General features: G+C 71.5%; 24 protein-coding genes and 1 pseudogene. 18 read left to right on the top strand and 7 right to left on the bottom strand.

Translation table 11 applies throughout. The features are described 5' to 3' along the window. Positions 1–17: 17 nt before the first annotated feature. Positions 18–740, top strand: a complete 723-nt coding sequence (locus L942_RS30355) for an SDR family NAD(P)-dependent oxidoreductase (RefSeq protein ID WP_081655295.1) — start codon at positions 18–20, stop codon at positions 738–740. 170 nt (positions 741–910) lie between these two features. Here L942_RS30355 and L942_RS30350 read toward each other — a convergent pair whose 3' ends face one another. After that, the gene (locus L942_RS30350; protein ID WP_200862973.1) at positions 911–2,275 is read right to left on the bottom strand and encodes an amidohydrolase; all 1,365 of its coding nucleotides are present in this window, start codon (positions 2,273–2,275) and stop codon (positions 911–913) included. Positions 2,276–2,379: 104 nt separating this feature from the next. On the opposite strand from L942_RS30350, the gene L942_RS30345 reads away from it, so the two are divergent. The 6 genes and pseudogenes from L942_RS30345 to L942_RS45605 all read left to right on the top strand — a co-directional run bounded on the left by L942_RS30345 (position 2,380) and on the right by L942_RS45605 (position 7,751). Next, positions 2,380–3,489 carry a zinc-binding dehydrogenase gene (locus L942_RS30345; protein WP_037367140.1) on the top strand — a complete coding sequence of 370 codons (1,110 nt, stop codon included), beginning with the start codon at positions 2,380–2,382 and terminating at the stop codon, positions 3,487–3,489. A gap of 32 nt (positions 3,490–3,521) precedes the next feature. Then, positions 3,522–4,487, top strand: a complete 966-nt coding sequence (locus L942_RS30340) for an aldo/keto reductase (protein WP_037367139.1) — start codon at positions 3,522–3,524, stop codon at positions 4,485–4,487. Between the two features lie 100 nt (positions 4,488–4,587). Further along, complete coding sequence (locus L942_RS30335; protein ID WP_037367138.1) at positions 4,588–5,565, top strand: alpha/beta hydrolase; 978 nt, start codon at positions 4,588–4,590, stop codon at positions 5,563–5,565. Next, positions 5,562–6,536 carry an alpha/beta hydrolase fold domain-containing protein gene (locus L942_RS30330; protein WP_037367137.1) on the top strand — a complete coding sequence of 325 codons (975 nt, stop codon included), beginning with the start codon at positions 5,562–5,564 and terminating at the stop codon, positions 6,534–6,536. The genes L942_RS30335 and L942_RS30330 overlap by 4 nt, the downstream gene beginning before the upstream one ends. Then, positions 6,533–7,219, top strand: a pseudogene (locus L942_RS45610) (Bcr/CflA family efflux MFS transporter); the annotation flags it as partial. The gene L942_RS30330 and the pseudogene L942_RS45610, both read left to right, overlap by 4 nt. A gap of 43 nt (positions 7,220–7,262) precedes the next feature. Beyond that, positions 7,263–7,751 carry a hypothetical protein gene (locus tag L942_RS45605; RefSeq protein WP_235079511.1) on the top strand — a complete coding sequence of 163 codons (489 nt, stop codon included), beginning with the start codon at positions 7,263–7,265 and terminating at the stop codon, positions 7,749–7,751. Here L942_RS45605 and L942_RS30320 read toward each other — a convergent pair. Then, a complete protein-coding gene (locus L942_RS30320; RefSeq protein ID WP_037367136.1) occupies positions 7,710–8,240 on the bottom strand; it encodes a GNAT family N-acetyltransferase in 531 nt (176 codons plus the stop codon). The genes L942_RS45605 and L942_RS30320 overlap by 42 nt on opposite strands. Next, entirely contained in the window at positions 8,237–8,818 is a 582-nt protein-coding gene (locus L942_RS30315) for a hypothetical protein (protein ID WP_037367135.1), read from the bottom strand. Before L942_RS30315 ends, L942_RS30320 begins: the two co-directional genes overlap by 4 nt. A 194-nt stretch (positions 8,819–9,012) precedes the next feature. Here L942_RS30315 and L942_RS30310 point away from each other — a divergent pair, with 194 nt between their 5' ends. Then, complete coding sequence (locus tag L942_RS30310) at positions 9,013–9,930, top strand: AurF N-oxygenase family protein (RefSeq protein ID WP_037367134.1); 918 nt, start codon at positions 9,013–9,015, stop codon at positions 9,928–9,930. A gap of 1 nt (position 9,931) precedes the next feature. Next, positions 9,932–11,434, top strand: a complete 1,503-nt coding sequence (locus tag L942_RS30305) for an FAD-dependent oxidoreductase (protein ID WP_037367133.1) — start codon at positions 9,932–9,934, stop codon at positions 11,432–11,434. 838 nt (positions 11,435–12,272) lie between these two features. Here the strand turns inward: L942_RS30305 and L942_RS30300 are convergent. Then, the gene (locus L942_RS30300; protein WP_051166361.1) at positions 12,273–13,049 is read right to left on the bottom strand and encodes a lysozyme; all 777 of its coding nucleotides are present in this window, start codon (positions 13,047–13,049) and stop codon (positions 12,273–12,275) included. A 296-nt stretch (positions 13,050–13,345) separates the two neighbouring features. On the opposite strand from L942_RS30300, the gene L942_RS30295 reads away from it, so the two are divergent. Beyond that, entirely contained in the window at positions 13,346–15,160 is a 1,815-nt protein-coding gene (locus L942_RS30295) for a hypothetical protein (RefSeq protein WP_037367132.1), read from the top strand. A gap of 41 nt (positions 15,161–15,201) precedes the next feature. Here the strand turns inward: L942_RS30295 and L942_RS30290 are convergent, their stop codons facing one another. After that, entirely contained in the window at positions 15,202–16,044 is an 843-nt protein-coding gene (locus L942_RS30290; RefSeq protein ID WP_037367131.1) for an oxidoreductase, read from the bottom strand. Between the two features lie 98 nt (positions 16,045–16,142). On the opposite strand from L942_RS30290, the gene L942_RS30285 reads away from it, so the two are divergent. Next, positions 16,143–17,039, top strand: a complete 897-nt coding sequence (locus tag L942_RS30285) for a LysR family transcriptional regulator (RefSeq protein WP_037367130.1) — start codon at positions 16,143–16,145, stop codon at positions 17,037–17,039. A gap of 10 nt (positions 17,040–17,049) precedes the next feature. Here the strand turns inward: L942_RS30285 and L942_RS30280 are convergent, their stop codons facing one another. Continuing rightward, on the bottom strand, positions 17,050–17,940 hold the full coding sequence (locus tag L942_RS30280) for a glycoside hydrolase family 16 protein (RefSeq protein WP_051166359.1): 891 nt from the start codon (positions 17,938–17,940) through the stop codon (positions 17,050–17,052). Positions 17,941–18,159: 219 nt separating this feature from the next. Between L942_RS30280 and L942_RS30275 the strand changes: the two genes are divergently transcribed. The 5 genes from L942_RS30275 to L942_RS30255 are packed head-to-tail and all read left to right on the top strand — an operon-like array spanning position 18,160 to position 22,153. Continuing rightward, positions 18,160–18,984: a helix-turn-helix transcriptional regulator gene (locus L942_RS30275; protein WP_037367129.1), complete on the top strand. Its 825-nt coding sequence runs from the start codon at positions 18,160–18,162 to the stop codon at positions 18,982–18,984. 48 nt (positions 18,985–19,032) lie between these two features. Beyond that, positions 19,033–19,887, top strand: coding sequence for an oxidoreductase (locus L942_RS30270; protein WP_037367128.1), 855 nt, complete (start codon positions 19,033–19,035; stop codon positions 19,885–19,887). Beyond that, entirely contained in the window at positions 19,884–20,594 is a 711-nt protein-coding gene (locus L942_RS30265) for an SDR family oxidoreductase (protein ID WP_037367127.1), read from the top strand. Before L942_RS30270 ends, L942_RS30265 begins: the two co-directional genes overlap by 4 nt. 15 nt (positions 20,595–20,609) lie before the next feature. Beyond that, positions 20,610–20,948 (top strand): YciI family protein, encoded by a 339-nt coding sequence (locus L942_RS30260; protein WP_037367126.1) that lies wholly within the window; start codon positions 20,610–20,612, stop codon positions 20,946–20,948. Then, on the top strand, positions 20,888–22,153 hold the full coding sequence (locus L942_RS30255; protein ID WP_440201347.1) for an RNA polymerase sigma factor: 1,266 nt from the start codon (positions 20,888–20,890) through the stop codon (positions 22,151–22,153). Before L942_RS30260 ends, L942_RS30255 begins: the two co-directional genes overlap by 61 nt. 46 nt (positions 22,154–22,199) lie before the next feature. On the opposite strand, the gene L942_RS30250 is transcribed toward L942_RS30255, so the two are convergent. Next, a complete protein-coding gene (locus L942_RS30250; RefSeq protein ID WP_037367124.1) occupies positions 22,200–22,802 on the bottom strand; it encodes a TetR/AcrR family transcriptional regulator in 603 nt (200 codons plus the stop codon). A 91-nt stretch (positions 22,803–22,893) separates the two neighbouring features. On the opposite strand from L942_RS30250, the gene L942_RS30245 reads away from it, so the two are divergent. Together L942_RS30245 and L942_RS30240 are read left to right on the top strand one after the other, a co-directional pair. Next, positions 22,894–24,345 (top strand): amidase, encoded by a 1,452-nt coding sequence (locus tag L942_RS30245; protein ID WP_106965089.1) that lies wholly within the window; start codon positions 22,894–22,896, stop codon positions 24,343–24,345. A gap of 101 nt (positions 24,346–24,446) precedes the next feature. Beyond that, positions 24,447–25,523: a GDSL-type esterase/lipase family protein gene (locus tag L942_RS30240; RefSeq protein WP_051166358.1), complete on the top strand. Its 1,077-nt coding sequence runs from the start codon at positions 24,447–24,449 to the stop codon at positions 25,521–25,523. Positions 25,524–25,582 lie beyond the last annotated feature (59 nt).

Raw genomic sequence — 25,582 nt, 5'->3', positions numbered from 1 at the left:
GGCGAAAGGAAACGACGATGCCCGCTGCCCGTACCGTGCTGATCACCGGAGGCGCCGGCGGCATCGGCCGCGCGATCGGCGCCGCCTTCGCCGAGGCTGGCGATTCCGTGGTCCTCGCCGATCTCGACGGCGCCGAAGAAGCCGCCAAACCGCTTGGCGGGCGCGGAATCCGGCTCGACATCACCGACGAGACGGCGATCTCCGCCGCGCTCGACGAGGTCGGCCCGGTCGACGTCCTGGTCAACAACGCCGGTCTGCTCAGCGTCCACGGCCGGCTGCTGAACCTGCCCGGTGCGGACCTGCTGCGCATTCTTTCGACCAACGTGCACGGCACGTTCCTGATGACGCAGCTGGTCGCCCGCCGAATGGTCGAACGCCGGGCACCGGGCGTGGTGGTGAACCTGTCTTCGATCGGCGGACGGCAGCCGACGCCGGGCATGGGCGGGTACGAAAGCAGCAAGGCAGCGGTGGACGCGCTGACCCGCTGGGCGGCCATCGAACTGGCGGAGCACCAGATCCGGGTGAACGCGGTCGCCCCGGGCCCGGTGGCGACGCCGATGCTCGCCGCCGCGATGCCGCCCGGCTCGCCCGCGCACGACGCGTGGGTGGCGCGGATCCCGGACGGCCGGATGGCCGCGGTCGAGGACGTCGCCGCAGCCGTGGTGTTCCTGGCGAGCCCGGCCGCCGCCCACATCACCGGCACCAGCCTCCCGGTCGACGGCGGCCAGCTGCTCACCTGAGCCGGCTGTCCGTGAAGGGAACCCTGCGGGAATCAGATTCCGTGAAGGTTCCCCTCACGGACAACCAACCCGCGCGCCCGCCGACCCGCCACAAACCGCACCGGCCCCGGCCAGGTCCGTGAAGGGCTCCTTGCGGGAATTAGATTCCCGCAAGGAGCCCTTCACGGACGTCAGGCGATCGTGCGGGGAGAGCGTTCGTAGACGATCTGTCCATCCAGGACAGTCAGGTCGACTTCGACGTCGGGCAGCTCGGCAGGGGTCACCGCGAACGGATCCGCGGACAGCACGCACAAATCGGCTGCCATGCCCGGCTCGAGCGTGCCCTTCCACGAGGCGGCGCCGTCCTGCTGGGCGGGGTGCACGGTGTAGCAGCGCAGCAGGGTTTCCATCCGCTCCCGCACGTCCTCGGCCGGGCCCATCCACTGGTCCGCGGCCGCGATTTCCCTGCGCCAGTCCGGCGGCAGCACCGGCGCGTCGGACGTCAGGCACAGCGGGATTCCGGCGTCCAGCGCCTCCCGCAGCGGCCACGCGGTGTCCGAACTGCCCGGCCCGAGCGCCGCGTCGACCACCGACGCGGTCCGCACCGCGATCCCGGCCTGCGCGGACAGCCCGACCCCCAGCCGGGCCATCCGCTTCAGCTGCGCCGGGTTCACCAGGTCGCCGTGGATCACGTAGTGCCCGAGGTCGACGTCGCGCTCCTCGCGGGCCCGTTCGACGGCGTCCAGCATCAGCTCGATCGCCCGGTCGCCGGTCGCGTGCACGCCGACCTGCAGCCCGGCCTCGTGCGCGGTGCGGACCATCCGGGTGAAGTTCTCCTCGCGCTCCGGGTCGTCCGCGCCGCCGACGAGCAGGTGCGCGTGGCTGCCGTCGGCGTAGCAGTGGCGGGTGTAGGCCGAGCGCATCGGCGGGATGCCGTCGGCGAAGATCTTCACGCCGCGGAAGTTCAACCGGCGCGGATCCGGACCCCGTCTGTCCACTGTGGCCAGTCCGGCGCGGAAGTTTTTCAGCGTGCTCGGGCCGTCCAGTTCGCCGTACAGCCAGAGCGCGGTCACCCGGGCCCGCAGCAGTCCTTCGGCGGCCAGCTGCCGGTACTGCTCCACGACGGACATGCCGAACGCGCCGAGGTGCCCGTCGTCCTCCCCCGGGCCGAGGCCGGGTTCGGTGTAGCTCGTAATGCCCAGCGCGGCCAGGATTTCGCCCGCACGCAGAATGGCCGCCCGGCGTTCGGCAGCGGTGCGCAGCGGCTTTTCCGGACCGGGCCCGGGCCCGCCGTCGTCCTCGGCGAAGAGGGTGTCCGGCCACAGCGCGCCGAGCCAGGTCCCGTGCAGGTGCGCGTCGTTGATGCCCGGCAGCACCGCGCGGCCGCCGAGGTCGAGCACTTTCGTGCCGGGGCCGATCAGCTCCCGCAGCTGCGCGTCGGTTCCGGCGCGCAGCACGCGTCCGTCCCGGACGGCCAGCGCGGTCGCGGGCGCGGCACCGGCCATGGTGTGCACCGCCGCTGCCCGCAAGACGAGATCCGCAACTGAGGTCGGCACAGGCGCTCCTGGAGGGATTCGGGGACTCGACATTTTTGTCGACGTCCGTAGACTAACCCATCACACGGCCCCGCCGGGCCCGCCAGTCCCCGGAAAGGTTTCCCATGACCGTCCCGACATCCACCCGCGCCGCGGTGCTGACCGAGCACGGCGCGCCGCTGGAGCTGACCGAACTCCCGCTGCCCGCCGAGCTCGAAGCCGGCGCGGCGCTGGTCCGCGTCTCGTGCGCGACGCTGTGCGGCACGGACGTGGAGATCTGGTCCGGGAAGATGAGTTTCCCGGGCATGCTGCCGATGGTGCTGGGCCACGAAATGGTCGGCGAGGTGGTGGCGACCGGACCCGACACGCGCGACGCGCTCGGCCGCCCGGTCGCGGTCGGGTCCCGGATCGGCTGGTCGGAATCCACCTGCGGCGAGTGCTACGGCTGTACTGTGCTGCGCGAACCGGTCGCGTGCGCGCACCGCGGCTACGGATTTCTGCAGCGGTCCGACGTCGCGCCGTTCGCGACCGCCGGACTGTGCGAATACGCCTACGTCGTCCCGGGCGCGGCGAAGCTGCTGCTGCCCGCCGAGGTGCCCGACACCTGGGCCGCGATGGCCGGATGCGCGGCGAAAACCGTGCTGCGCGCGTTCGACCGGGTCGGCGGCGTCCGGCCCGGATCTCGCGTCGTGGTGCAGGGATCCGGCGCGTTGGGCCTCTTCGCGACCGCCGTCGCGCAGCTGAGCGGGGCGGGCCGCGTCATCACCGTCGGCGCTCCCGCGTCCCGGCTAGAGCTGGCGAAGGAATTCGGCGCGGACGGGGTGGTCGACGTCGCCGGGGGCTCGGACGCGATCGTCGAACGGGTCGCCGAACTCACCGGCGGCCGCGGCGGCGACCTCGTACTGGACTTCGCCGGCGCGCCGTCGATCGGCCGCGAGGCGGTCGCGATGGCGGCGCAGCGCGGGCGGGTCGCGATCGTCGGCAGCACCGGGCCGGAACCCGCGCCGGTCCCGCTCGGCACGGTGATGGGCAAGGAGCTGACCGTCGTCGGTTCGCTCAACGGCGACATCGCCGATTACCACCACGCCATCGAATTCTTCGGTTCGTTCGCCGCCCGGATGCCGTGGGACCGGCTGTTCGGCAGCCCGGTCGGGCTGTCCGGCGCGAGCGAGCGGATCGAGGCCATGCACCGCCTCGACGAGACCAAAGCCGTCGTCGACCCCCGTCTCCCCTGACCCCCGTTCCCCCGCCGAGCCAAGGAGGTCTCGTGTCCGCATCCTCGCCCCTGCCCCGCCGCAAGGTCGGCACGTCCGGTTTGGACGTTTCGCTGCTGTCGCTCGGTTCGTGGCACACCTACGACCGGATGGATTTCGCCGACGCCGTCGCGATGGTCCGCGCCGCGGTCGACGCCGGCGTGAACCTGTTCGACGTCGGCGTCTACGGCATGCCCGGCCACCCGCCGGTCTTCACCGACGTGTTGTGGAGCGCGATCATCCGCGCCGCCCGGATCCCGCGCGAGGACTACCTGGTCTCGGCGAAGCTGTGGCTCGAAGGCTTCGGCGACCGGGGATTCCGGCCGCAGCTGGAAAACGCGTTCCTGCGCGGCGGTTTCGACGTCGCCGACCTGGTGATTCTCGGCGACCTGCGGCGAGCCGACGTCGCGCTGGAGGACCTGGTCGAAGACCTCGCCGGGCTCGCCCGCTCCGGGCTGATCCGGGCGTGGGGCGTGAACAACTGGTCGGCCGGGAACATCGCGCGGCTGCGCGAAATCGCCGAAGCGCTGCACGTGCCGGGACCGCAGATCGCGCAGCTGAAGTACAGCATCGGCCGCCGGTCCATTCCGGACGGCGAGCCGTTCGCCCGGCTCTTCGCCGACGGTTTCGCCATGCAGGCCTCCGACGTCCTCGAAGGCGGGATCCTCGCCGGGCGCACCGAGCTGACCCGCGAGATCGGCCGCGACCCCGGCGGCGTCCGCGAGCGGATCGTCCGCGACGCGCTCCAGGTCGGGAAGGTCGCGGAGGAACTCGGCACCAGCGCGGCCCGGCTCGCGGTCGCGTTCACGCTGACGCATCCGGCCAACGCCACGACCCTTTTCGGCGCGACGCGGATGGCGCAGCTGGAGGACAACCTCGCCGCGGTCGAGCTGGTCGAGCAGGTCGGAGCCGAGCAGATCCGCGCGCTGGTGGAGCCCTTCTGGGCCGACCGCGACGCCGTCGATCCGGAAGGGCCCTGACCCACCGTCCGCGTTCGCACCGCACGTGAGGGAATCTGATTCCGTCAAGGTTCCCCTCACGGACCGCTCCCCGCTTGCCCGCCCGGCCCAGGAGGCTGCCTTGACCTATCCCCCCGTTCCGTTCGACCCGGAGATCGAGCCCGCGCTCGCCGAGATCGTCCCGGCCGACGCCCCGCCGTTCACTCGAGAGACCATCCCCGGCCTGCGCCGCGCGATGGCCGAGATGTTCCCGCCCGCCGCGGAAGTCGTCGGCGAGGCACCGGTGACCGTCGTCGAGCGGACCATCCCCGGCCCGGAAGGCGCGCCGGACCTGGAAATCACCGTCCTGTCCCCGCGCGAGCGCGACGGCGCGCTGCCCGCTCTCTACAACATCCACGGCGGCGGCATGATGGTCGGCCACCGCAACATGGACGTGGGCCGGCTGCTGGCTTTGGTGCTGGAGCTGAATGTCGTCGCGGTGAACGTCGAATACCGGCTCGCGCCCGAGCACCCGCATCCCGCCCCGGTCGAAGACTGCTACGCCGGTCTGGTGTGGACAGTCGAGCACGCCGACGAACTCGGCATCGACCCGGCACGCGTCGTGGTGATGGGCGGCAGCGCGGGCGGCGGGCTCGCCGCGGCGGTATCGCTGCTCGCCCGCGACCGCAACGGCCCGGCCATCGCGGGCCAGCTGCTGCTGTGCCCGATGATCGACGACCGCAACACCACGATCGCCAGCCAGCAGTACCCCGGCATCGGCACGTGGACCCGCGAGTCGAACCTGGCGGGCTGGAAGTCCCTGCTGGGCGACGCGGTCGGCACCGACGACGTCTCCCCCTACGCCGCCCCGGCGCGCGCGACCGACCTGTCCAACCTGCCGCCCGCGTTCATCGAGGTCGGCAGCGCGGAACCGTTCCGCGACGAGGACACCGAATACGCGCTGCGGATCTGGGCCACCGGCGGACAGGCCGAACTGCACGTGTGGGCGGGCGCGTTCCACGGGTTCGACATGTACGTGCCGGACTGGCCGATCAGCAAGGCCGCGCTCGAAACTCGGAATTCCTGGCTGCGCCGGATCTTCGGCAAGGCGGGCCGATGAGCGTCCCTCCCGTCCCCTACGACCCGGAACTCGAACCCGGTCTCGCCGCGTTCCTCGACCTGGTCGAGCGGATCCCGCTGCGCGCCGACACGATCCTGGCCAACCGCGCGCATTTCGCGTCGATCATCCCGCCCGCCGAGCAGATCGTCGGCGACCGCCCGGTCGAGCTGACCGAGCACACCGTCCCCGGCCCCGAGGGCGCGCCCGACATCGTTCTCACCGTCGTCCGCCCCGCCGCGGGAGTCGCCGACGCGCCCGCGCTGTACAGCATCCACGGCGGCGGAATGGTGCTGGGCAACCGGTTTTTCGGGCTGGACGGCCTCATCGACGACGTCCTGCGGTTCGGCGCCGTCGGCCTCTCGGTGGAATACCGGCTCGCTCCGGAAAACCCGGCTCCGGCCGCCGTCGAGGACTGCTACGCCGGTCTGTTGTGGACAGTCGACCATGCTGGCGAACTCGGCATCGACCCGGCACGCATCGTCGTCACCGGCGCCAGCGCAGGCGGCGGACTCGCGGCGGGCGTCGCCTTGCTGGCCCGGGATCGCAACGGCCCGGCTCTGGCCGGGCAACTGCTGGCGTGCCCGATGCTGGACGACCGCAACGAGTCCGTGTCCGCCCGCCAGTACGACGGAATCGGCGCGTGGGACCGCAACAACAACGACACCGGCTGGGACGCCCTGCTCGGCCCGGCGCGCGGCACCGACGCCGCCTCGCCGTACGCGGTCCCGGCCCGGATGACCGACCTGTCCGGTCTCCCGCCCGCGTATCTGGACGTCGGCGCCGCGGAGATCTTCCGCGACGAGACGACCGAATACGCGCTGCGGATCTGGGCCACCGGCGGACAGGCGGAACTGCACGTCTGGGCGGGCGGCTACCACGGATTCGCCGGTTTCTCCCCCGACGCGGAGGTTTCCCGGTCCGCGGTCGCGGCCCGGCTTTCGTGGCTGCGCCGGATCCTGCGCACCGGATGAAGCCGCCGCGAACCGAAGCACCGCCGAAGAAACGCCCGGCGGCGTTCCGGATGGCCGTGGTGCTGGGTCTGCTGGAGGTCTTCGGACCGATCTCGATGGACCTCTACCTGCCCGCCCTCCCGCAGCTCGCCGACGATCTCCGCGCCGGGGAGAGCCTCGCCCAGGCGACCATGTCGGTGTGCATGCTCGGCCTCGCGTTCGGCCAGCTCGTCGTGGGCCCGCTGAGCGACCGGTTCGGCAGGCGGCGGCCGCTGCTGATCGGGATCGGGCTGTTCGCTGTGCTGTCGGCGGTGTGTGCGTTCGCGCCGTCGATCGAGGTCCTGCTCGCGGCGAGATTCCTCCAAGGACTGTGCGGTTCGGCCGGAATCGTGCTGTCGCTGGCCGTTGCCCGAGACCTCGCGGAGGGCGTCGAATTGGTGCGGCTGCTGGCCTTGCTGACGACCGTCGGGGCGCTGGCGCCGATCGTCGCCCCGGTGATCGGCGGCCAGCTGGCGGCACTCATCGGCTGGCGCGGCATCTTCGGCGTCTTGGCCGGGATCGGCGCCGCCTTGCTGATCGTCGCCGCGACCGCGTTGCCGGAGAGCCTGCCGTCGGAAGCGCGACATCGGCGGCGAGGCGGCGGCGAGTTCCGGCTCCTCCTGAGAGACCCGCTGTTTCTGGGTTTCCTGCTCGTGAGCACCTGCGGCGGGGCGGCGTTCTTCACCTACCTGGCGTCGATCAGTTTTCGTGCTGCAGGACGGATTCTCGTTGTCTCCGCAGCTGTTCAGCGCCTGTTTCGCGGCGAACGCGGTGATGTCCGTGCTCGGCGCCCAGGTGAACCGGGCAGCGGTGCGGCGCGCCGGCCCGGTCCGGATGTACGTGCTGGGCACCACTTTCACCGCGGCTGCGGCACTGACGATGCTGGGCGCGGTGTTGTTCGAAGCCGGGCTGGCGGCGTTGCTGATCCCGTTGGCATTGTCGATGTTCGCGGGCGGGACGACCCAGGCGAACGGCAACGCGCTCGCGCTCGCCAGCCACGGCCAACGCGCCGGAACCGCCGCGGCGCTGCTCGGGACGTCTTCGTTCGCGATCGGACCGATTGTCGCGCCGCTGGTCTCGCTAGGCGGGACGACGCCGTTGACGATGAGCCTGACCATGACGGTGGCGTACGGCGTCGCGACGGTGCTGCTGTGGCTAGCGGTGCTGCCTCGCCTGCGCCGGTCCGGAACGGCCTGACTCGAACACGAGCTGACCGTCTTCCTCGCCGGCCTCCCGGAAGCCCGCCTTCTCGAGCACCCGGCAACTCGCCGCGTTGCCGGGCAGCACATAGGCCCGCAGCTCCGGGGCGAGAGCGGGCTCCGGATGCTCCTCATGCCACCGGCGGAGCGCCTGCGTCAACTCGGTGGCCAGGCCCGCACCCCACGCCGCCCGCGCCAGCAGATAGCCGACTTCGCGGTGCCCGCTGCGATGGGCGACCCCGAACCCGGCCCGGCCGAGAAATCCCGACGCGCCTTCGACGCGCCATTTCGACCAGCCTCGCGCCCGGTGTTCGGCGATGAACGTCTCCAGCCGTGCGCGGGTCGCTTCGCGGCGCTGCGGGCCAGTCGTCATGTGCCGCATGACTTCCGGGTCCGCGTGCAGGGCGGCGAGCTCGTCCAGGTCCTCGGGCAGCCAGGTGGTCAGCCGCAGCCGCGGGGTGCGGAGGATTTCTTCCCGGCGGGTCACCAGCCCGGCTGGTACGGCATCGGCGGAGTTTTCGGCCGCAGCCACGCGCCGGTCGCCCGGTGCGCCGCCAGCACGATCGCGGCGACCGGGACGATCAGCCACAGAAGCCCGCTCGGGAACGTCATCTGCAGCGTCGGCGGCGTGCTCCTCCGGACGAAACCGGAACCGAGGCCGACGAGCATGAAGACGACGATGTCCAGCACCGCCAGGCCGCTGCCGGCGAGCACGCAGATCCGGCCCGCCGGAGAACGCTTGAACAGGCCGATCGCGCCGGCGACCGCCAGTGCCGCGATCGCCAGGTACAGCGCCCCGACGATCCCGGTGGGCAGCAGCCTGGACGAGGACGGATTGCCGACGATCCGGATCACGGCCACGACGACGCCGATCGTGCCGACCAGGCCGATGACCGAGGACAACGTCGCCACGGCGACGGCAGTCGCGCCGAAGTACGCGGTCGGCGCGGGAGGCGGCTGCGCCGGGAACTGGCCGCTGTACGGGGCTTGCCCGCCGTAAGCGGGCGGCAACGGCGAGTACTCCTGCGGCTCGGCGCCGGGATACGGCTGCGGCGGTTGCGTCACGACGGCGGTTCCTCCGGGGGTCAGGAAGCGAATCTGGGCTCATCCTGCCAGGTCAGCGGCCCTTTTTCGGGCCGGTTGCCCGAACGGGCGACACGCGGTTCGCCGGCGCCTCTCGCGATACGGCCAGATAGGTGTTACCTTAGGTAACAGTGAATCGCGGTAACGCCTAACCAATGTCGCTCAGGGAGGACCGAATGACCAGCGCCGACGTGCAGCGAGCACCGGAAGCAGCCCCGTCCGGCCGGCACGAGACCGCGCAGCGGCTGCTCGACTCCTCCGCGACCCTGTCCTACGACCCGGCCACCGAGGTCGACTGGGAAACCCCGCTGGACAAGGACTTCCACGGGGCCAGCCCGGAGTGGAGCACGCTCTACGGCACGAGCTACTGGGCCGAGATGACCCCGGAGCAGCAGAAGGAGCTGACGCGCCAGGAGGCGGCGTCGGTCGCGAGCACCGGGATCTGGTTCGAGATGATCCTGCAGCAGATGGTGCTGCGCGATTTCTACGCCAAGGACCCGACCGACCCGGCGTTCCAGTGGGCGCTCACCGAGATCGCCGACGAATGCCGGCACTCGATCATGTTCGCCCGCGGCGCGCAGAAGCTGGGCGCTCCCCCGTACCGGCCGCGCCGGCTGGCCGTCGAGCTGGGCCGCGTCTTCAAGGCGGTCGCGGGCGGCGAAGCGGCGTACGCGGCGATCCTGGTCGCCGAAGAGGTGCTCGACGTGATGCAGCGCGACTGGATGCGCGACGAGCGCGTGGTCCCGTTCGTGCGGACCATCAACAACATCCACGTCGTCGAAGAGTCGCGGCACATGAAGTTCGCCCGCGAGGAGACGCGCGAGCAGCTGGAGGGCGCGGGCGCCGTGCGCCGCCAGATCAACGCGCTGGTCATCGCGATCGCGTCGTACTTCATCGTCAGCAGCATGGTCAACCGCGACGTGTACAAGAACGCGGGGCTGGACACCGAGCGCGCGGTGCGCGAGGCGAAGGCCAACGAGCACCACAAGTCGATGATGCGGTCGAGCTGTGCGGGGCTGATGGAGTTCCTCGGCTCGTGCGGGCTGCTCACCAAGCCGGCGCTGGTGTTCTACAAGCGGGCGAATCTGATCTGACATGGCCTTCGCGATCACCCAGACCTGCTGCAACGACGCGACGTGCGTGTCGGTCTGCCCGGTCAACTGCATCCACCCGACGCCGGACGAGCCGGACTTCGGCACCACCGAGATGCTCTACGTCGACCCGGCGTCCTGCATCGACTGCGGCGCGTGCGCCGACGCGTGCCCGGTCGACGCGATCTTCCCGGTGGACCTGCTGACCGACTCGATGAAGGTGTACGCGGGCATCAACGCGGACTTTTTCGCCGACCGCCCGCCGGCCGCCGCCAGCCCGGCGCCGAACTTCCATCGCTGGGGCCCGCCGAAGTTCGACCGGGAAATCCCGAGCGACCTCGAGCCCGCGGACGTGGCCGTCGTCGGCACCGGCCCGGCCGGGATGTACGCGGTGGAAGACCTGTTGCTGCACACCAACGCACGCGTCACGCTGATCGACCGGCTGCCGGTCGCGGGCGGTCTCGTGCGCTTCGGCGTCGCCCCGGACCACCCGGACACGAAGCGGATCGGCGAGACTTTCTCGCGGTTCCACCAGCACCCGCGGCTGAAGCTGAAGCTCGGCGTCGAGGTGGGCCGCCACGTGACCGCGGACGAACTCGCCGAACGGCACGACGCGGTGATCTACGCGGTCGGCGCGTCTTCCGCGCGCACCCTCGGCCTCTCCGGCGAAGAGCTGCCCGGCAGCCTCGCCGCGACGACGGTCGTCGCCTGGTACAACGGCCACCCGGACGTCCCCGCGCACGCGGTCGACCTCTCCGCGGAGCGGGTGGTGCTGATCGGCACCGGCAACGTCGCCCTGGACGTCGCCCGCATCCTCACCGCCGACCCGGACGATCTCGACGGCACCGCCATCGCCCCGCACGCGCTGGAACGCTTGCGCTCCAGCAAGGTCCGCGAGGTAGTGCTGCTGGCCCGGCGGGGCCCGGAAGACGCCGCCTACACCTCGCCTGAGCTGATCGCGCTGGCGCAGCGGCCTTCCGTGCCGCTCGTCGTCGACGCCGAGGACCCGCGCACCACCGCCGCGATCGACGCGGGCGCCGGAAAAGCCGCGCTGCTGCGGGACGTGGACCGCGAGACGATCGACTGGACCGCCCCTCCCGCGGACGGCCCGCGCCGGATCGTGCTGCGCTTCCACTCCGCGCCGCTGGAGCTCACCGGCGACCGCCACGTGCGCGGCCTGCGGGTCGACGGCCCTTCCGGACCGGTCGAGATCGCGGCGGGGCAGGTCGTGCGTGCCGTCGGATACCGGGGCCGTCCGGTGCCCGGACTCCCCTTCGACGACGCCACCGGCACCATCCCGAACACCGCGGGCCGCGTCGAGGGCCGGACCGGGGAATATGTGGTGGGCTGGATCAAGCGCGGCCCGTCGGGCGGAATCGGCGCGAACCGGACGTGCGCCCGCGAGACGGTGGCGACGCTGCTGGCGGACATCACTTCGGGCGAGGTCCCGTTGCGCGGCCGGAGGTCCCCGGTAGCGGCACTGGCCGCGCGGTTCCGGGGGCGCTGAGCGGGTCCATTGCGGAGTCCCGGCCGCGAGAATTTCGTGGCCGGGATTTCGGCGTCTCCGGCAATGACGGCCCGACGCTGCGCCGCAACCAGGGTCGGTGGCTCCGCATTGTCCGGCGAGAGAAGACCCTCCCGCCGGCGCCCTCGACGATCTCGCCCACCGCGATCACTCCGTCTTTCGCCGCGCCGCCAAAGTCTCCTCACCTCCGGCACCCAGAAACTCAGCTCCAGCGTCTTCACGCCCGCCCAATGCGTCAGCAGCCGGCTCTGCGCGACCAGCACCGGGCACGCCACCGCGAACAGTGCCGCCGCGCACGCCGCGAACACCCGATGCGGCCCGGCGATCAACTCGACCGCCGACACCACGAATCCGAACGCCATCGCCGGGCTGGAGTTGCGCAGCATCAGCCCGGTGGTGCGCACGCGCGTCGCCTCCATCGCCGCGTCAGCGTCGTGCAGTTGCAGCGCCGAAAGCAGCAGGAACGAGTCCGCCTCGACGAACGCGCACCCGCGCGCCGAGGGATTCCGCCGCAGGAACTCCTCCCGCGCGCTGCGCTTCCGCCGCCGCGGCAGCCACCTCGACACCCGTGCGCCCAGCGGGTATGCCAGGTATCCGAGCAGGTAGCTGGCCACCACGATCCCGATCACCACGACCACGCCCGGTCCGCGCGCGACGGCGGCCAGGTCGACCCAGTGCAGCCGGCCGGCGACGTAGGCCAGGACTGCCAAATGCAGGGCGCCCGGGATCGCGTAGGCGAAGAGGTCGAAGAGTCCGATCGCGAAAGTCACCCGGCGATCCAACTACGCCCGGACCCCTCCCGGTACGGCTTTTCAGGCGATCACGCCGACGAACCTCCGCCCCGGGCGAGCGCCTGCACGCGGTTCATCGGGCCGTTGTAGTAGTTCTGGTCGCCGGGCAGGCTGCCGGTGCGCGAGAACTGCCAGATGCTCTGTTTGTCCCAGCCCGCGGGCAGTTCGCCGATGTCCGGGGCGTACCGGGCGAGCCACAGCGGGTTTGTGTCGCCGAAGCCGTCCGCGTTGCCGGTGCAGAGCTTCCACCAGGACGTCGAGGTGTAGATGATCGCGCTGCGGCGCTCTTTCGCCAGGTACCGGCGGGTGAAGTCGGCGATCCACGCGGTCATGTCGGCCTGGCTTTTGCCGTAGCAGGCGTCGCCGTAGGGGTTGTATTCGATGTCCAGCGCACCCGGCAGCGTCGTGCCGTCGCCGCGCCACGCGCCGCCGTGGGCGATGAAGTAGTCGGCTTGCGCTGCGCCACTGGAGACGTCCGGGCGGGCGAAGTGGTACGCGCCGCGGATGAGGCCCGCGTCGTGCGCGCCGTTGTACTGCTGGTCGAACTGCGGGCTCACGAAGCCGGTGCCCTCGGTCGCCTTGACGTAGGCGAACCGGGCGCCCGCGCCCGCGGCCTGGCCCCAGTCGACCGTGCCCTGGTGGCCGCTCACGTCGTGGCCGAGGGTCTGCCCGGCCGCCGGGTCGAACCGCGGGGTCCCGCTTCGCACGCCCTCGTGCCGCAGAATTTGTGAACCGGCAACATTTTCGCCGGCTTTCGAGTAGTCCGCGGCCGCGGCCGGTCCGGCGGTCGCGACGCCGCATGCCATCGCCAAGGCCGACGCCGCGGCGGCGAAGCCCAGCCGCCAGGGTTTGTCCGTCGCTGTCCGGGTCACCGAGACTCCGATCTTCACGGCAGCAGGTCCAAGGTCATCTTGGGGCACGACGCGGCGCGAGGCTGGCTGCGTCACCCGGACGTGAACGAGATTCCGATAGCCGGAATGCGCACCAGTGGTCCAGACAACTGTGACCGAGTTGTGACCGACGGTGCCGAGCTGGGCGTTTAATTTGTTGTGGCCAACCACAAACTGGTTGGCAAATTCCCTACCGGCGGAGGTGTCCCCACGTGAACCGGACTCATCGACCACCCGGGCGGCCGTCCCGATCCCGCGGACCCGCACTGGCCGCGCTGGCCCTGCTGGCCGCAGCCGGGCTCGCCGTCCCCGCCGCCGCGGCCCCAGCGTCCGGGGCGGCGGGCTGCACCGGCCAGTCCGATCAGCCGGACTTCGGGCCGAACGTGCACATTTTCGACCCGGGAATGCCCTCGGCGACGATCCAGGCGCAGCTGGACAAGGACTTCGAGGCGCAGAAGGACACCCAGACCGCGCAGTTCGGTTCGGGCCGCGTCGCGCATCTGTTCAAGCCGGGCGCCTACGCGGTGCACGACAACGTCGGCTTCTACACCTCGGTCGCCGGCCTGGGACAGAATCCAGACGACGTCCAGATCAACGGCGACATCACCGTGGACGCCTTCAACGAGTCCGACCAGGGCTCGGCGCTGCAGAACTTCTGGCGTTCGGCGGAGAACCTGGCCGTCACGCCCTCCAGCGGCAGCGACCGGTGGGCGGTGTCGCAGGCCGCGCCGTTCCGCCGGATGGACATCAAGGGCGGGCTGCAGCTGTTCCCGGCCAGCTACGGCTACGCGAGCGGCGGCTACGTCGCCGACACCCGCGTGTCCGGCCAGGCCGCGTCGGTCTCGCAGCAGCAGTGGTACACGCGGGATTCGGCGCTGGGCAGCTGGGACGGCGGCGTGTGGAACATGGTCTTCTCCGGGACCACCGGCGCGCCGGCCACCACTTTCCCGAACCCGCCGGAAACGACGCTCGACACCACGCCGGTGTCGCGTGACGTGCCGTACCTGTACGTGGACGACAGCGGCAACTACCGCGTCTTCCTGCCGTCCCTGCGCACGAACGCGTCCGGGCCGAGCTGGGCGAACGGCGGCACGCCCGGCGATTCCGTGCCGATGAGCCAGTTCCGCGTCGTCAAGCCCGGCGACACCGCGGAGAGCATCAACAGCTCCCTCGACTCCGGCTGCAACCTGTTCTTTACCCCCGGCACCTACCACCTCGACCAGACGCTGAACGTCACCCGCCCGGGCACGACGGTGCTCGGCATCGGCTACCCGACGCTGATCCCGGACAACGGCGTCGACGCGATGCATGTGTCCGATGTGGACGGTGTGCGGGTGAAGGGCCTGCTGTTCGACGCGGGCACGCGGAATTCGCCATCCCTGCTGACCGTCGGCGAAAGCGGCGAGCACACGAGCCACTCGGCGAATCCGACGTCGCTGCAGGACGTGTTCTTCCGCGTCGGCGGCGATCTGGCCGGGAAGGCCACCACCAGCCTGGTCGTGAACAGCGACGACACGATCGTCGACCACGTCTGGGCCTGGCGGGCCGACCACGGCGACAGCGGCACCGTCGGCTGGACCACGAACACCGCCGACACCGGGGTGCTCGTCAACGGCGACAACGTGACCGCCACCGGGCTGTTCGTGGAGCATTACCAGAAGTTCCAGGTGGTGTGGAACGGACAGCACGGCAAGACGATCTTCTTCCAGAACGAAATGCCTTACGACGTCCCGGATCAGGCCTCGTGGAATTCCGCGCCCGGCACCGCCGGGTACGCCGCGTACCAGGTCGGCCCGGACGTGACCTCGCACGAGGCGTGGGGCCTGGGCAGCTATTGCTTCTTCGACACCAACCCGGCGGTTTCGAGCTATCACGCGTTCGAAGTGCCGCAGAACAGCGGGGTGAAGCTGCACAGCCTGCTCACCGTGTCGCTGAACCACCGCGGCACGATCACCCACGTCGTCAACGACACCGGCGACGTGACGCCGGACGGCACCAAGCCGGTCAACGTCCCGAATTATCCGTGAGCCGGGCCGGGTGGCCGCCCGCGCGGGCGGCCACCCGGCTTTCAGTCCAGCGCGGTCGCCCGGCTGACCGCCTCCCAGGAGTCGAGGTCCTTGGTCAGCGCGGCGATCTTGCCGCGGATCGAGTCCACCGCGTCGTTTCCGAGCGCGAGCCGCAGCGGGGCGTCCGGCGCGTCGACCGCGCGGAGAATCGCCGCCGCCGCTTTCGCCGGGTCCCCGGCCTGGGTGCCGTCCAGCCCCTCGACCAGCGCGCGGGTGGCCGCGGTCGTTTCGGCGTAGGCGTCGATCACGCGGGAACGGCGCAACGCCGCGCCGCCGAACGACGTGCGGAACGCGCCCGGCTCCACGATCAGCACCTTGACCCCGAGCGGGCCCACCTCCGCCGCGAGCGCCTCGGAGACGGCCTCCAGCGCGAATTTCGCCGCGCAGTACGCGCCGAACGCGGGCGGCGCGAGCAGGCCGCCGTTCGAGCTTATCTGCACGATCGTGCCGCTCCCCTGTTCCCGCAGCAGCGGGACGACCGCCTTGGTCAGCGCGACCGCGCCGAAGAACATCACCTCCAGCACCTCGCGCAGCTCCGGCATCGTCAGTTCCTCGACCGCGCCGACCGACCCGTGGCCGGCGTTGTTGACCAGCACGTCGATCCGGCCGAACTCCTCCAGCGCCGCCCGCACCGCGGCGTCGATCTGCGCCGGATCGGTGACGTCCAGCGCGGCCGTGCGCACCCGGTCGCCGCCGGACTCGACGAGGTCGGCGAGCGTCTTCGGGTCGCGGGCGGTCGCGAGCACCCGGTCCCCCGCCGCCAGCGCGGCCAGGGCGAGTTCGCGGCCGAAGCCGCTCGAGCACCCGGTGATCAGCCAGACGCGGCCGTCGGTCTCCTCGGTCATCGAGCAATCCCTCCAGTGGTTTCCTGCGCCTCCGATCGTGGCGCGCGCCGGACGGGGTCCGCCAACACCGGTTCGCTGGCGGGCTACAGTCTCAGCCTGTGACTCCTGAGCTGCGGCAGCTGCGCTACTTCGTCGCCGTCGCCGAGACGACGAGCTTCACCCGCGCGGCCGCGGCCCTGCACATCGCGCAGCAGTCGCTCTCGCAGCAGATCACCGTGCTGGAACGCCAGCTCGGCGCGAAACTCTTCACCCGCGACCCGCGCGGCACCCGGCTCACCGCGATCGGCGAGCTCTTCCTGCCGGAAGCCCGCGCGGTGCTCTCCCGCGCCGACGCGGCGGTGGCCGCGCTGGCGCGCGCGGTCCGGGGCGAGACCGGCACCCTGCGGCTCGCTTTCCTTGCCAGCACGGCGAATTACCTGCTCCCGCCGGTCGTGCGCGCGGTGCGGGAGGAACTGCCGGACCTGGCTGTCACAACCTCGGAAGTTTTGATCTCCGAACTCGTCGACGGCCTCCTCGACGGCCGCTTCGACGTCGGCTTCACCCGCCCGCCGCTGGTCGACGGCCTGGCGACGCACCCCTTGCTGACCGAGGAGGTCTGCGCGGTCGTGCCGACCGGGCACCGGCTGGCCGGCCGGTCGTCCGTGCGCCTGGCCGACCTCGCGGACGAGCCGTGGGTGCTGACGCCGCGGACGTCGTGGGATCCGTGGCACCGCAAGTACGACGCCGATTTCGCCGCGGCCGGCTTCACGCCGAACGTCGTGCAGCGCACCGCGACCGTGCAGGGGCTGCTCGGGCTGGTCGCGGCCGGAGTCGGCGTGACGCGGCTGGCGAGGTCCGCGCACAGCCTGCGCCGCACCGGGGTGGTGTTCGTGCCGCTGGAGGGCGAATCCGCGCGCACGGTGGTGGCGTGGCGCGCGGACGGGCCGCGACCGGCCGCGCTGCTGGACGTGGTGACCCGGCTGGCGGAGCAGACCGATCTGTCGGGTGCGGGCTGAGCCGCGCGCCTCAGTTCGTGCTGACCTTCACCGAAAACGCGTCGATGCTCATCCCCGCCCCCGGCGTGATGTCCGCCCCGGGACTGGTGCACCCGCACACCTTGTTCGGGTAAGACCCGCCGATCGCCACGTCGAAGATCGCGAAGAACCCGTGGTCCACCGCCGCCTTCCAGGTGGCATCGGACACCTGGTTCTGCCTCACCGAGAAAGTTTCCTTGCCGTCCAAGGAAAACCGCAGCTCCTCCGCGGCCGCGTCCCGGCGGTCCACCACCACCGCATACGTGTGGTAGCCGCTCTTGCAGCCGGCGCAGTCCCGCAGGCCGCTGCTGATCCCGTCCGGATCGTGGCACTCCCCGGCCCACTGTCCACAGTGGAACGTGCTGGAGTGCTTGTCCAGCGCGTTCACGTTCTCCATGACGTCCAGCTCGCCGATGCTCGGCCAGTTCGTCGCGCCGACCGGCCGGGCGTCCGCGCCCATCGCCCAGAACGCGGGCCAGTAGCCGAGGCCGTGCGCGGGGTCGGGCTGCCGGATCGTCGCGCTCATTTCCATCTGCCCGCCCGCCGGGGCGCCGAAGTCGGTGCGCTGGGTTTCGATCCGGCCGGACGTCCAGGCGCCGTTCGCGTCCCGCAGCGGCTTGATCACCAGGTGACCGGCACCGTCGTGGTAGACGTTGTCCGTCGAGTCGGCAGCGGTTTCGATCTCGCCGGTGCCCCAGTTCGCCGCGCCGCCGGGGTAGCCGGTTCCCTTGTCGTAGAGCCAGTTCCGCGGGTCGAGGCCGGTGCCGGCGGGGCCGTCGAAGGTGTCCTCGAACACCGTGGTCCAGGTCTCGGCGGCAGGTGCGGGCGCGGCGGCCATGGACACGGCGGCGACGGCGGCCAGGAGCAGCGGGGTTCGGCGCATGGGTTCGCCTTTCCGGTGGAAGGGGTGGTCTCCGCAGGGTCTGTCCGCGCCGCTGACCAGTCAAAACAGTCTGCCTGCCGGTTCCGCGGCCGCGGGTGCGCGCGGGCAGAGCGGGAGCGGATAGGTTTGAACCACCGCGCCGCGGGGTACCGCGAGGGTGGGAGAACCACACCCCCTTTGCGTCCCCCGCGGCCGCCCGCCGCGATCTAGCCTGGGGGCATGAGCGACAGCAACCTTCTCGGCGAGTTCCTGCGGGCCCGCCGCGGCGCCACCGCCCCGGCGGACGCGGACCTGCTCGCCGACACCCGGCGCCGGGTCAGCGGCCTGCGCCGGGAGGAGGTCGCGCGGCTGGCCGGGGTGAGCACCGACTACTACGTGCGGCTCGAGCAGGGCCGCGAGCGCACGCCGTCGGCGCAGGTCGTGGAGGCGCTCGGCCGGGCGTTGCGACTCGACGAGGAGGCGCTCGCCCACCTGCACGCGCTGGCCCGGCCGAAGCGACCGAAGCGGCGGCCGGCGAAGGAACGCGTCAGCCCAAAGCTGGTGCAGCTGATGGACGCGTGGCCGCGGACGCCGGCCGTCGTGCTCGGCCGGTGCATGACCGTGCTCGCGGCGAATCTGCTCGGCGAAGCGCTGTTCGCCGGGCACGAGCACAGCGGCGACCTGCTGCGGCTGGTCTTCCTCGACCCGGACGCCCGGGACTTCTACCCGGACTGGGAACAGGTCGCGGTCAACACCGTGGGCGGGCTGCGGTCGGCGGCGGGCACCGACCTGGACGACCCGCTGCTGATCGAGGCGGTCGGCGAACTGTCGCTCAAGAGCGCCGATTTCCGCCGGTTGTGGGCGCGCCACGAACTCCGGCAGAAAACGCACGAAACGAAACGGTTCCGGCACCCGCTGGCCGGAATGCTCACCCTGCACTACGAAACGATGACCGTGCACAGCGCTCCCGGCCAGCAACTCGTGGTGTACCAAGCGGATCCGGGCAGTCCGTCGGAGGCGACGCTGGGGCTTCTCGGCAGTCTCGCCGCCGGCGACCCGGCCTAGCCGCTGCCGCTTTTTTCGCCATTTCCGCATTCCTTGAGGGGTAGCTCCATGCCTGAAACCACCGCACCCGTCTGGTTGATCACCGGGTGTTCCACCGGGCTCGGCCGCGCGCTCGCGACCGCGGTCCTCGAACGCGGCCTGCGCGCGGTCGTGACGGCCCGCGATCCCGGACGCGTCGCGGACCTCGTCGCCGCGCACCCCGGACGTGCCGTGTCAGTCGCGCTCGACGTGACCGACCAGCAGCAGATCACCGCCGCGGTCGCCGAGGCGCACCGCGGCTTCGGCCGGATCGACGTGCTCGTCAACAACGCCGGCTACGGGTATCTCGCGGCCGTCGAGGAAGGCGAAGACACCGAGATCCGAGCCCTGTTCGAGGCCAACGTATTCGGCCTGATGGCGCTGACCCGCGCCGTTCTGCCGGGCATGCGGGCGCGGCGCAGCGGCCATGTCGTCTCGGTCTCGTCGCTCGGCGGGCTGGCCGCCTTCGGCGCGACCGGCTACTACCACGCGACCAAGTTCGCCGTCGAAGGCTTCAGCGAGTCGCTCGCCGCCGAGGTCGGGCCGCTCGGCATCGGCGTCACGATCGTCGAACCGGCCGCGTTCCGCACCAACTGGGCGGGCCCGTCCATGCGGGAATCCGCGATCCGGATCGACGATTACGCCGACACCGCCGGCGCGCGCCGCACCTCGACGCTGGCCACCTACGGCAAGCAGCCCGGCGACCCGGCCCGCGCCGCCGCCGCGGTCATCGACGCCGTCACCTCGGCCGAACCGCCGCTGCGGCTGCTGCTCGGCCGAGCCGCCTACGACATCGCCACCGCCCGCCTCGACACCCTCCGCACGACGTTCGACGACTGGCGCGACGTCACCCTGTCCGCCGACTTCCCGAAGGAAGCCAAATGAGCAAGACCGCCCTGATCACCGGTGCCAGCAGCGGCATCGGCGAAGCCACCGCCCGCCGCCTCGCCGCGGACGGCTGGCACGTGATCGCCGGAGCACGCCGCGAAGACCGCCTCGCGGAACTCGCCGCCAGCGCGGACGGCATCGAAGTCCACCGCCTCGACGTGACCGACCGCGCCGGCGTCGCCGAGTTCGTCGACCGCGCGGTGCGCGACCACGGCGAGATCGACGCGTTCGTCGCGAATGCCGGCGTGATGCCGCTGTCCCGGCTGGACGCCGGGCTGGTCGACGAATGGGACCGGATGATCGACGTCAACGTCCGGGGCCTGCTGCACGGCATCGCCGCCGCGCTGCCGCACTTCACCCGCCAGCGCCGGGGCCACTTCGTCACCGTCGCCTCGATCGGCGCGCACCAGGTCACGCCGACCGCGGCGGTGTACTGCGGCACGAAATACGCGGCGTGGGCGATCACCGAAGGCCTGCGGCTCGAATGCGACCCGTCGATCCGCGTCACCACGGTCTCCCCCGGCGTCGTCACGTCCGAGCTCGCCGACACCATCAGCGACCCGGAAACGCAGGAGTTCATGCGGAGCTACCGCAAGGACGCCATCGAACCGAAAGCGATCGGCGACGCCATCGCCTACGCTCTCGACCAGCCGGCCGACGTGGACGTCAGCGAGATGATCGTGCGGCCGGCCCGGCAACGCTGAGCGAAGGAGGAGTCCGTGCCGCAGTACCTGCTCGGGATCTACCAGCCCGACGGCGGAACCCCGGAGCCCGAGGTGCTGGCGGACATCGCGGCGCGCCTCGAAGCGGTGACCGACGAGATGAAGGCGACCGGCGCCTGGGTCTTCTCGGGCGGGCTGCGTCCGGCGGCGGCCGCGAAGGTCGTCCGGGCCTCCGGCGACGACGTCCTCTGCACCGACGGCCCGTTCGCCGAGGGCAAGGAACACCTGGGCGGCTTCACCGTCGTGACCGCGCCCGGGCCGGAGCCCGCGACGGAATGGGCGCGGCGGATCTCGGAAATCACCACGCTTCCGGTGGAAGTCCGGGAGTTCCAGTGATTCCGACGGCCGTGCTCGAGCGGGTCTTCCGCGCCGAGCACGGCCGTGCGGTCGCGGTGCTGGCGCGCGTTTTCGACGATCTGGATCTCGCCGAGGACGCGGTCCAGGAGGCGTGTGCGATCGCCACCGAGAAATGGCGCGCGGAAGGCCTTCCGCCGAGTCCCGCGGGCTGGCTCATCACGACCGCGCGCAACCGCGGGATCGACCGGCTCCGCCGCGAAGCCGGCCGCGCCGACCGCCACGCGCTGGCCGCGCTCCTGCACGCGGCCGAGCCGTTCGACGAGGGCGCGGTGCCCGACGAGCGGCTGCGGCTGATCTTCACCTGCTGTCACCCCGCCCTCGGCGCCGCCGCCCGCGTCGCGCTCACCCTCCGGCTGCTGGGCGGCCTCACCACCGCCGAGATCGCGCACGCGTTCCTCGTCCCGGAATCGACGCTGGCACAACGGCTCGTGCGCGCGAAGGCCAAAATCCGCGCCGCCCGGATCCCCTACCGGGTCCCCGACGCGGCCGATCTCCCGGACCGGCTCAACGCCGTCCTCGCGGTGCTGTACCTGATCTTCACCGAAGGCCACACCGCCAGCAGCGGCGCCGATCTGACCCGGCCGGACCTGGCGTCCGAGGCGATCCGCCTGACCCGGGTCCTGGCCGCCCTGCTGCCCGGCGAACCCGAAGTCCAGGGCTTGCTCGCGCTGCTGCTGCTGACCGAATCGCGCCGCGCGGCCCGGCTCGACGCCGACGGCGTCCCCGTCCTGCTGCCCGACCAGGACCGCGGCCGGTGGGACCGGACCTTGATCGCCGAAGGGCAAGACCTCGTCCGCCGCTGCCTGCGGCTCGACCGCCCGGGGCCGTACCAGATCCAGGCCGCGATCAACGCCGTGCACAGCGACGGCACCGACTGGGTCCAGATCCTCGCCCTCTACGACCAGCTGCTCGCCTTCGCCCCGACGCCGATCGTCGCGCTCAACCGGGCCGTCGCGGTCGCCGAGGTCGACGGCCCGGCCGCCGCTCTGGCCATTGTGGACAGTCTGGAACTCGGCCACCGGCACCTTTTCCACGCCGTCCGAGCCGACCTGCTCGCGCGCCTGGGCCGGACCGCCGAAGCCGTCGCGGCCTACGACGAGGCCCTTCGCTTGGTCGCGAACGAGGCGGAACGCCTTCTGCTGCAGCGAAAACGCGCGGCACTCAGCCCGACTTCGCCCGGCTGATCACGTTCTGCGCCCGCCATCGCGAACGTCAACTCCACCGGAGCCGTCAGGTCGGCTTCCCCCGGCTGATCACTGCTTCGACGATCTTCGTCAGGTGCGCGCCGACGTTCTCGACGCCGCCGTTCTGCACCGCGATCTGCGCCCCCTCCATCGCGAACGTCAGCTCCGCCGCGCCCAGCTCCGGATCGGGCAGGCCGAGCCCCTCGCACATCGCCCGCAGCCGGCCGAACTGACGGGTCTTGTGCTCGCGGATCAGCCGCCGCGCGGGATGGTCCGGGTCGGGCAGTTCGGCGACCGAGTTCGTGAACGGGCAGCCGCGGTGGGAAAACCCGGGCAGGCCGTCGACGATGAACCGGCCGACCGCGCGGATCTGCTCCGCGTAATCGCCGGGATGGGCCTGCTCGGCCTCGTCGAACGCCGCGGAGTAGTCGTGCACGACGATCCGCAGCCATTCCGCGATCAGCGCGTCCTTGGTGCCGAAATGCCGGTAGATCGCCACCTTCGTGGTCCCGGCGCGGTCCGCGATCGCCTGCACCCCGACCCGGACGACTCCCTCGTTGAGGAACAGCTCCTCGGCCGCGTCGAGGATCCGCTCGCGGGGCGGCAGGGTCGCGACCCGCGTCGGCCGCCGGGCGGAGCTGCTGGTCATCGGTTCTTCCTCGGGGGCTGGCAATGCGGTTCGACACCGGCTACGGTACACAACCGTCCCCCACGATACCAGTTGGTATCACCCAATACTGATGAGTCTCGTCAAGGACGTGCTGGTGAAAATCTCCGAATACGCGAGCTGCGACGCTGTCGGGCTCGCGGACCTGATCGCCCGAGGCGAAGTGACCGCCGCCGAGGTCGCCGACGCGGCCGCGCGCGCCGTCGAAGCGGTGAACCCGCAGATCAACGCGGTGGTCGAAACCTGGGCTCCCGAGGACGCTCCCGGCTCGGCTCCCTTGGCGGGCGTGCCGTTCCTGATCAAGGACCTCGGCGTGGCCATGGCGGGCAAGCGCAGCGAACTGGGCAGCCGGCTGGCCGCCGGGTCGGCCGCCGCCGAGGATTCGTTCCTGATGCGCCGCTTCCGCCGGGCGGGCCTGGTGACGATCGGCCGCACCGCGACTCCGGAAATGGCCTACAGCACCACCACCGAACCGGAGTTCTACGGCCCGACCCGCAACCCGTGGTCCCCGGACCGCAGCGCGGGCGGTTCGAGCGGCGGGTCCGGCGCCGCGGTCGCGGCCGGAATCGTCCCCCTGGCGCACGCGACCGACGCCGCGGGTTCCATCCGGGTTCCCGCTTCCTGCAACGGATTGTTCGGCCTGAAGCCCACTCGCGGCCGGGTTTCGCAGGGCCCGGGTGCCGACGAGGTCTTCAACGGCCTGGCCGTGCAGGGCGGCCTGAGCCGAACCGTCCGCGACAGCGCCGTCCTGCTGGACCTCATCGAAGGCCCGGAACCCGGTGACCCGTACTTCGCGCCGCGACCCGGCCGGCCCTACGCCGAGGAGGTCAAGACCGAGCCGGGCCAGCTTCGGATAGCCGTGCTGCGCCAGCCGTGGGGCGGCCGCCAGCCGACCGGACCGGTCTCCGCGGCCTTGTCCGAAACCGTGCGGCTGCTCGAGTCCCTGGGCCACGCGGTCGAGGAGACGTCGCTGGAGCTGGGTGTCTCGTGGGAAGAATTCGTCCTCGGCAACGCCCGGATGTGGGCCGCGAACCTGGTCCCGTGGATCGACGGCATCGCCGCCGCCACCGGCCGTCCGGTCGACGAGAGCACGCTGGAACCGGTCACCCTCGCCAGCTACCGCTACGGCCGGCAGGTCACCGCGGACGAGTTCATCCGCGCGCTGGCGATCCGCAACAGCGTTTCCCGGACTTTCGCGCACCATTTCCAGCGCTACGACCTGCTGCTGTCCCCGACCCTGCCGGAGCCGCCGGTCCCGCTCGGCGCCTACGGCGAGGGCGCCGAGGAGCTGGACGGCCTGGGCTGGCTGGACCGCGTCCTCGACCGCTCCCCCTGCACCGCGGCCGCGAACGTTTCCGGGGTTCCGTCGATGTCGGTGCCGCTGGCCGAAGCCGAAGGACTGCCGCTCGGGATGCAGTTCACCGCCGCCTTCGGCCGCGAAGACCTGCTGTTCCGCCTGGCCGGACAGCTCGAGCGAGCGGCCCCGTGGGCCCACCGCAAGCCGCCGGTCTGGGCCTCCGAATGAGGGGCTGAGTCCACTGTGGACAGCTGGCGGGCGGTGAGCCGCGTCCCAGCCCCCTCAATCCCTGCCGGCGGGGTCCGGGTTCTCGCTAGACTTGGCGGGCGATGCGACGATTCCGGTGGTGGTGGGGGGCGCTGGTCCTCGCCTGCGTAGCTGTCCTCGTGGGCTTTTTCGTCTTTTTCGGCTCGGAGAGCCGTCCCGGCCAGCCCTTCCCGCGGCAGGGCCCGCCCGGGCACGGCCCGCTGACCATCGTCGCGATGGGCGACAGCACCGTCTCCGGCGAGGGCGCCGGCGCCTACAGCCCCGACACCGACGGCAGGAACGGCGACTGGTGCCACCGCTCGTCGGCGGCGTTCGTGCAGAAGGTCCGCATTCCCGGCGTCACCGCCCGGGTCAACCTGGCCTGCTCCGGCGCGCCCGCGGCCCAGGTCGCGCTGGGCGACGCGAAGCAGTGGGGCGAACGCTCCCAAGCCGCGCAACTGGCCGACGTGGTGAAGAACCACCGGGTGGCCGCGGTGGTGATCGCGGTCGGCGCGAACGACGACCCGAAGTTCTCCGCGCAGGTCAGCGAATGCTTCCGGGCCTGGTTCTCCTCCGACGGCCCGTCCTGCAACGTCGCGCTGAAGGAATCGTGGAAGTCCAAAGTGGACGCCATGGTCCCGAAAGTGGCGAACGCGGTCGGCGACGTGAAAAAGGTGTTAGCCGACGCCGGATACGTCCCCGCCGATTACCAGTTGGTGCTCCAGTCCTACGCCGCCCCGGTGGGCCCGGACATTCCCGCGGATCTGCAAAGCCTCAACGGCTGCCCCTTCCGCACCGACGACCTGCAGTGGATTTCGACGACGGGCATCAGCACCCTTTCCGCCGGAATCAAACAGGCCGCCGCCCAATCCGGCGCCCGTTTCCTGGACCTGGCCCGAGCAGGCGATAAACACGAGGCCTGCTCCGGCGGCCCGAACCTGGCCACGGAATGGTTCACCCGCCTCACCCTGCACCTGAACGACCTCACCCAGGTCGACCGGGCGACGCACGCACTGCAGGAATCCTTCCACCCCAACGCCGCCGGACACGCCGCCATCGCCGACTGCCTCACCGATTTCCTGACGACCCAGCAAGGCAACGCTTCCTGCCTGGCCGGCCCCGACGGAAAACTCCACGCCGTCCCGGAGCCAGTGAGCTAGGGCGTGTCTGACAAAGCTTTGGTCCAGGTGATCACGGCGTGCAGCACGACCGCCGATCG

Source organism: Amycolatopsis orientalis DSM 43388 (assembly GCF_000411975.1).
Lineage (GTDB): Bacteria > Actinomycetota > Actinomycetes > Mycobacteriales > Pseudonocardiaceae > Amycolatopsis > Amycolatopsis orientalis_D.
The sequence above is the reverse complement of the archived record's forward strand: the minus strand, read 5'-3'. Positions and strand labels throughout refer to the sequence as shown.

Bases quoted from the DNA above. Each gene is read 5' to 3' on its own strand.
- L942_RS30355 (WP_081655295.1), top strand. From the start codon at position 18: ATGCCCGCTGCCCGTACCGTGCTGATCACCGGAGGCGCCGGCGGCATC.
- L942_RS30345 (WP_037367140.1), top strand. From the start codon at position 2,380: ATGACCGTCCCGACATCCACCCGCGCCGCGGTGCTGACCGAGCACGGC.
- L942_RS30330 (WP_037367137.1), top strand. From the start codon at position 5,562: ATGAGCGTCCCTCCCGTCCCCTACGACCCGGAACTCGAACCCGGTCTC.
- L942_RS30310 (WP_037367134.1), top strand. From the start codon at position 9,013: ATGACCAGCGCCGACGTGCAGCGAGCACCGGAAGCAGCCCCGTCCGGC.
- L942_RS30305 (WP_037367133.1), top strand. From the start codon at position 9,932: ATGGCCTTCGCGATCACCCAGACCTGCTGCAACGACGCGACGTGCGTG.
- L942_RS30300 (WP_051166361.1), bottom strand. From the start codon at position 13,049: ATGGCATGCGGCGTCGCGACCGCCGGACCGGCCGCGGCCGCGGACTAC.
- L942_RS30290 (WP_037367131.1), bottom strand. From the start codon at position 16,044: ATGACCGAGGAGACCGACGGCCGCGTCTGGCTGATCACCGGGTGCTCG.
- L942_RS30280 (WP_051166359.1), bottom strand. From the start codon at position 17,940: ATGCGCCGAACCCCGCTGCTCCTGGCCGCCGTCGCCGCCGTGTCCATG.
- L942_RS30275 (WP_037367129.1), top strand. From the start codon at position 18,160: ATGAGCGACAGCAACCTTCTCGGCGAGTTCCTGCGGGCCCGCCGCGGC.
- L942_RS30270 (WP_037367128.1), top strand. From the start codon at position 19,033: ATGCCTGAAACCACCGCACCCGTCTGGTTGATCACCGGGTGTTCCACC.
- L942_RS30265 (WP_037367127.1), top strand. From the start codon at position 19,884: ATGAGCAAGACCGCCCTGATCACCGGTGCCAGCAGCGGCATCGGCGAA.
- L942_RS30255 (WP_440201347.1), top strand. From the start codon at position 20,888: ATGGGCGCGGCGGATCTCGGAAATCACCACGCTTCCGGTGGAAGTCCG.
- L942_RS30250 (WP_037367124.1), bottom strand. From the start codon at position 22,802: ATGACCAGCAGCTCCGCCCGGCGGCCGACGCGGGTCGCGACCCTGCCG.
- L942_RS30245 (WP_106965089.1), top strand. From the start codon at position 22,894: ATGAGTCTCGTCAAGGACGTGCTGGTGAAAATCTCCGAATACGCGAGC.
- L942_RS30240 (WP_051166358.1), top strand. From the start codon at position 24,447: ATGCGACGATTCCGGTGGTGGTGGGGGGCGCTGGTCCTCGCCTGCGTA.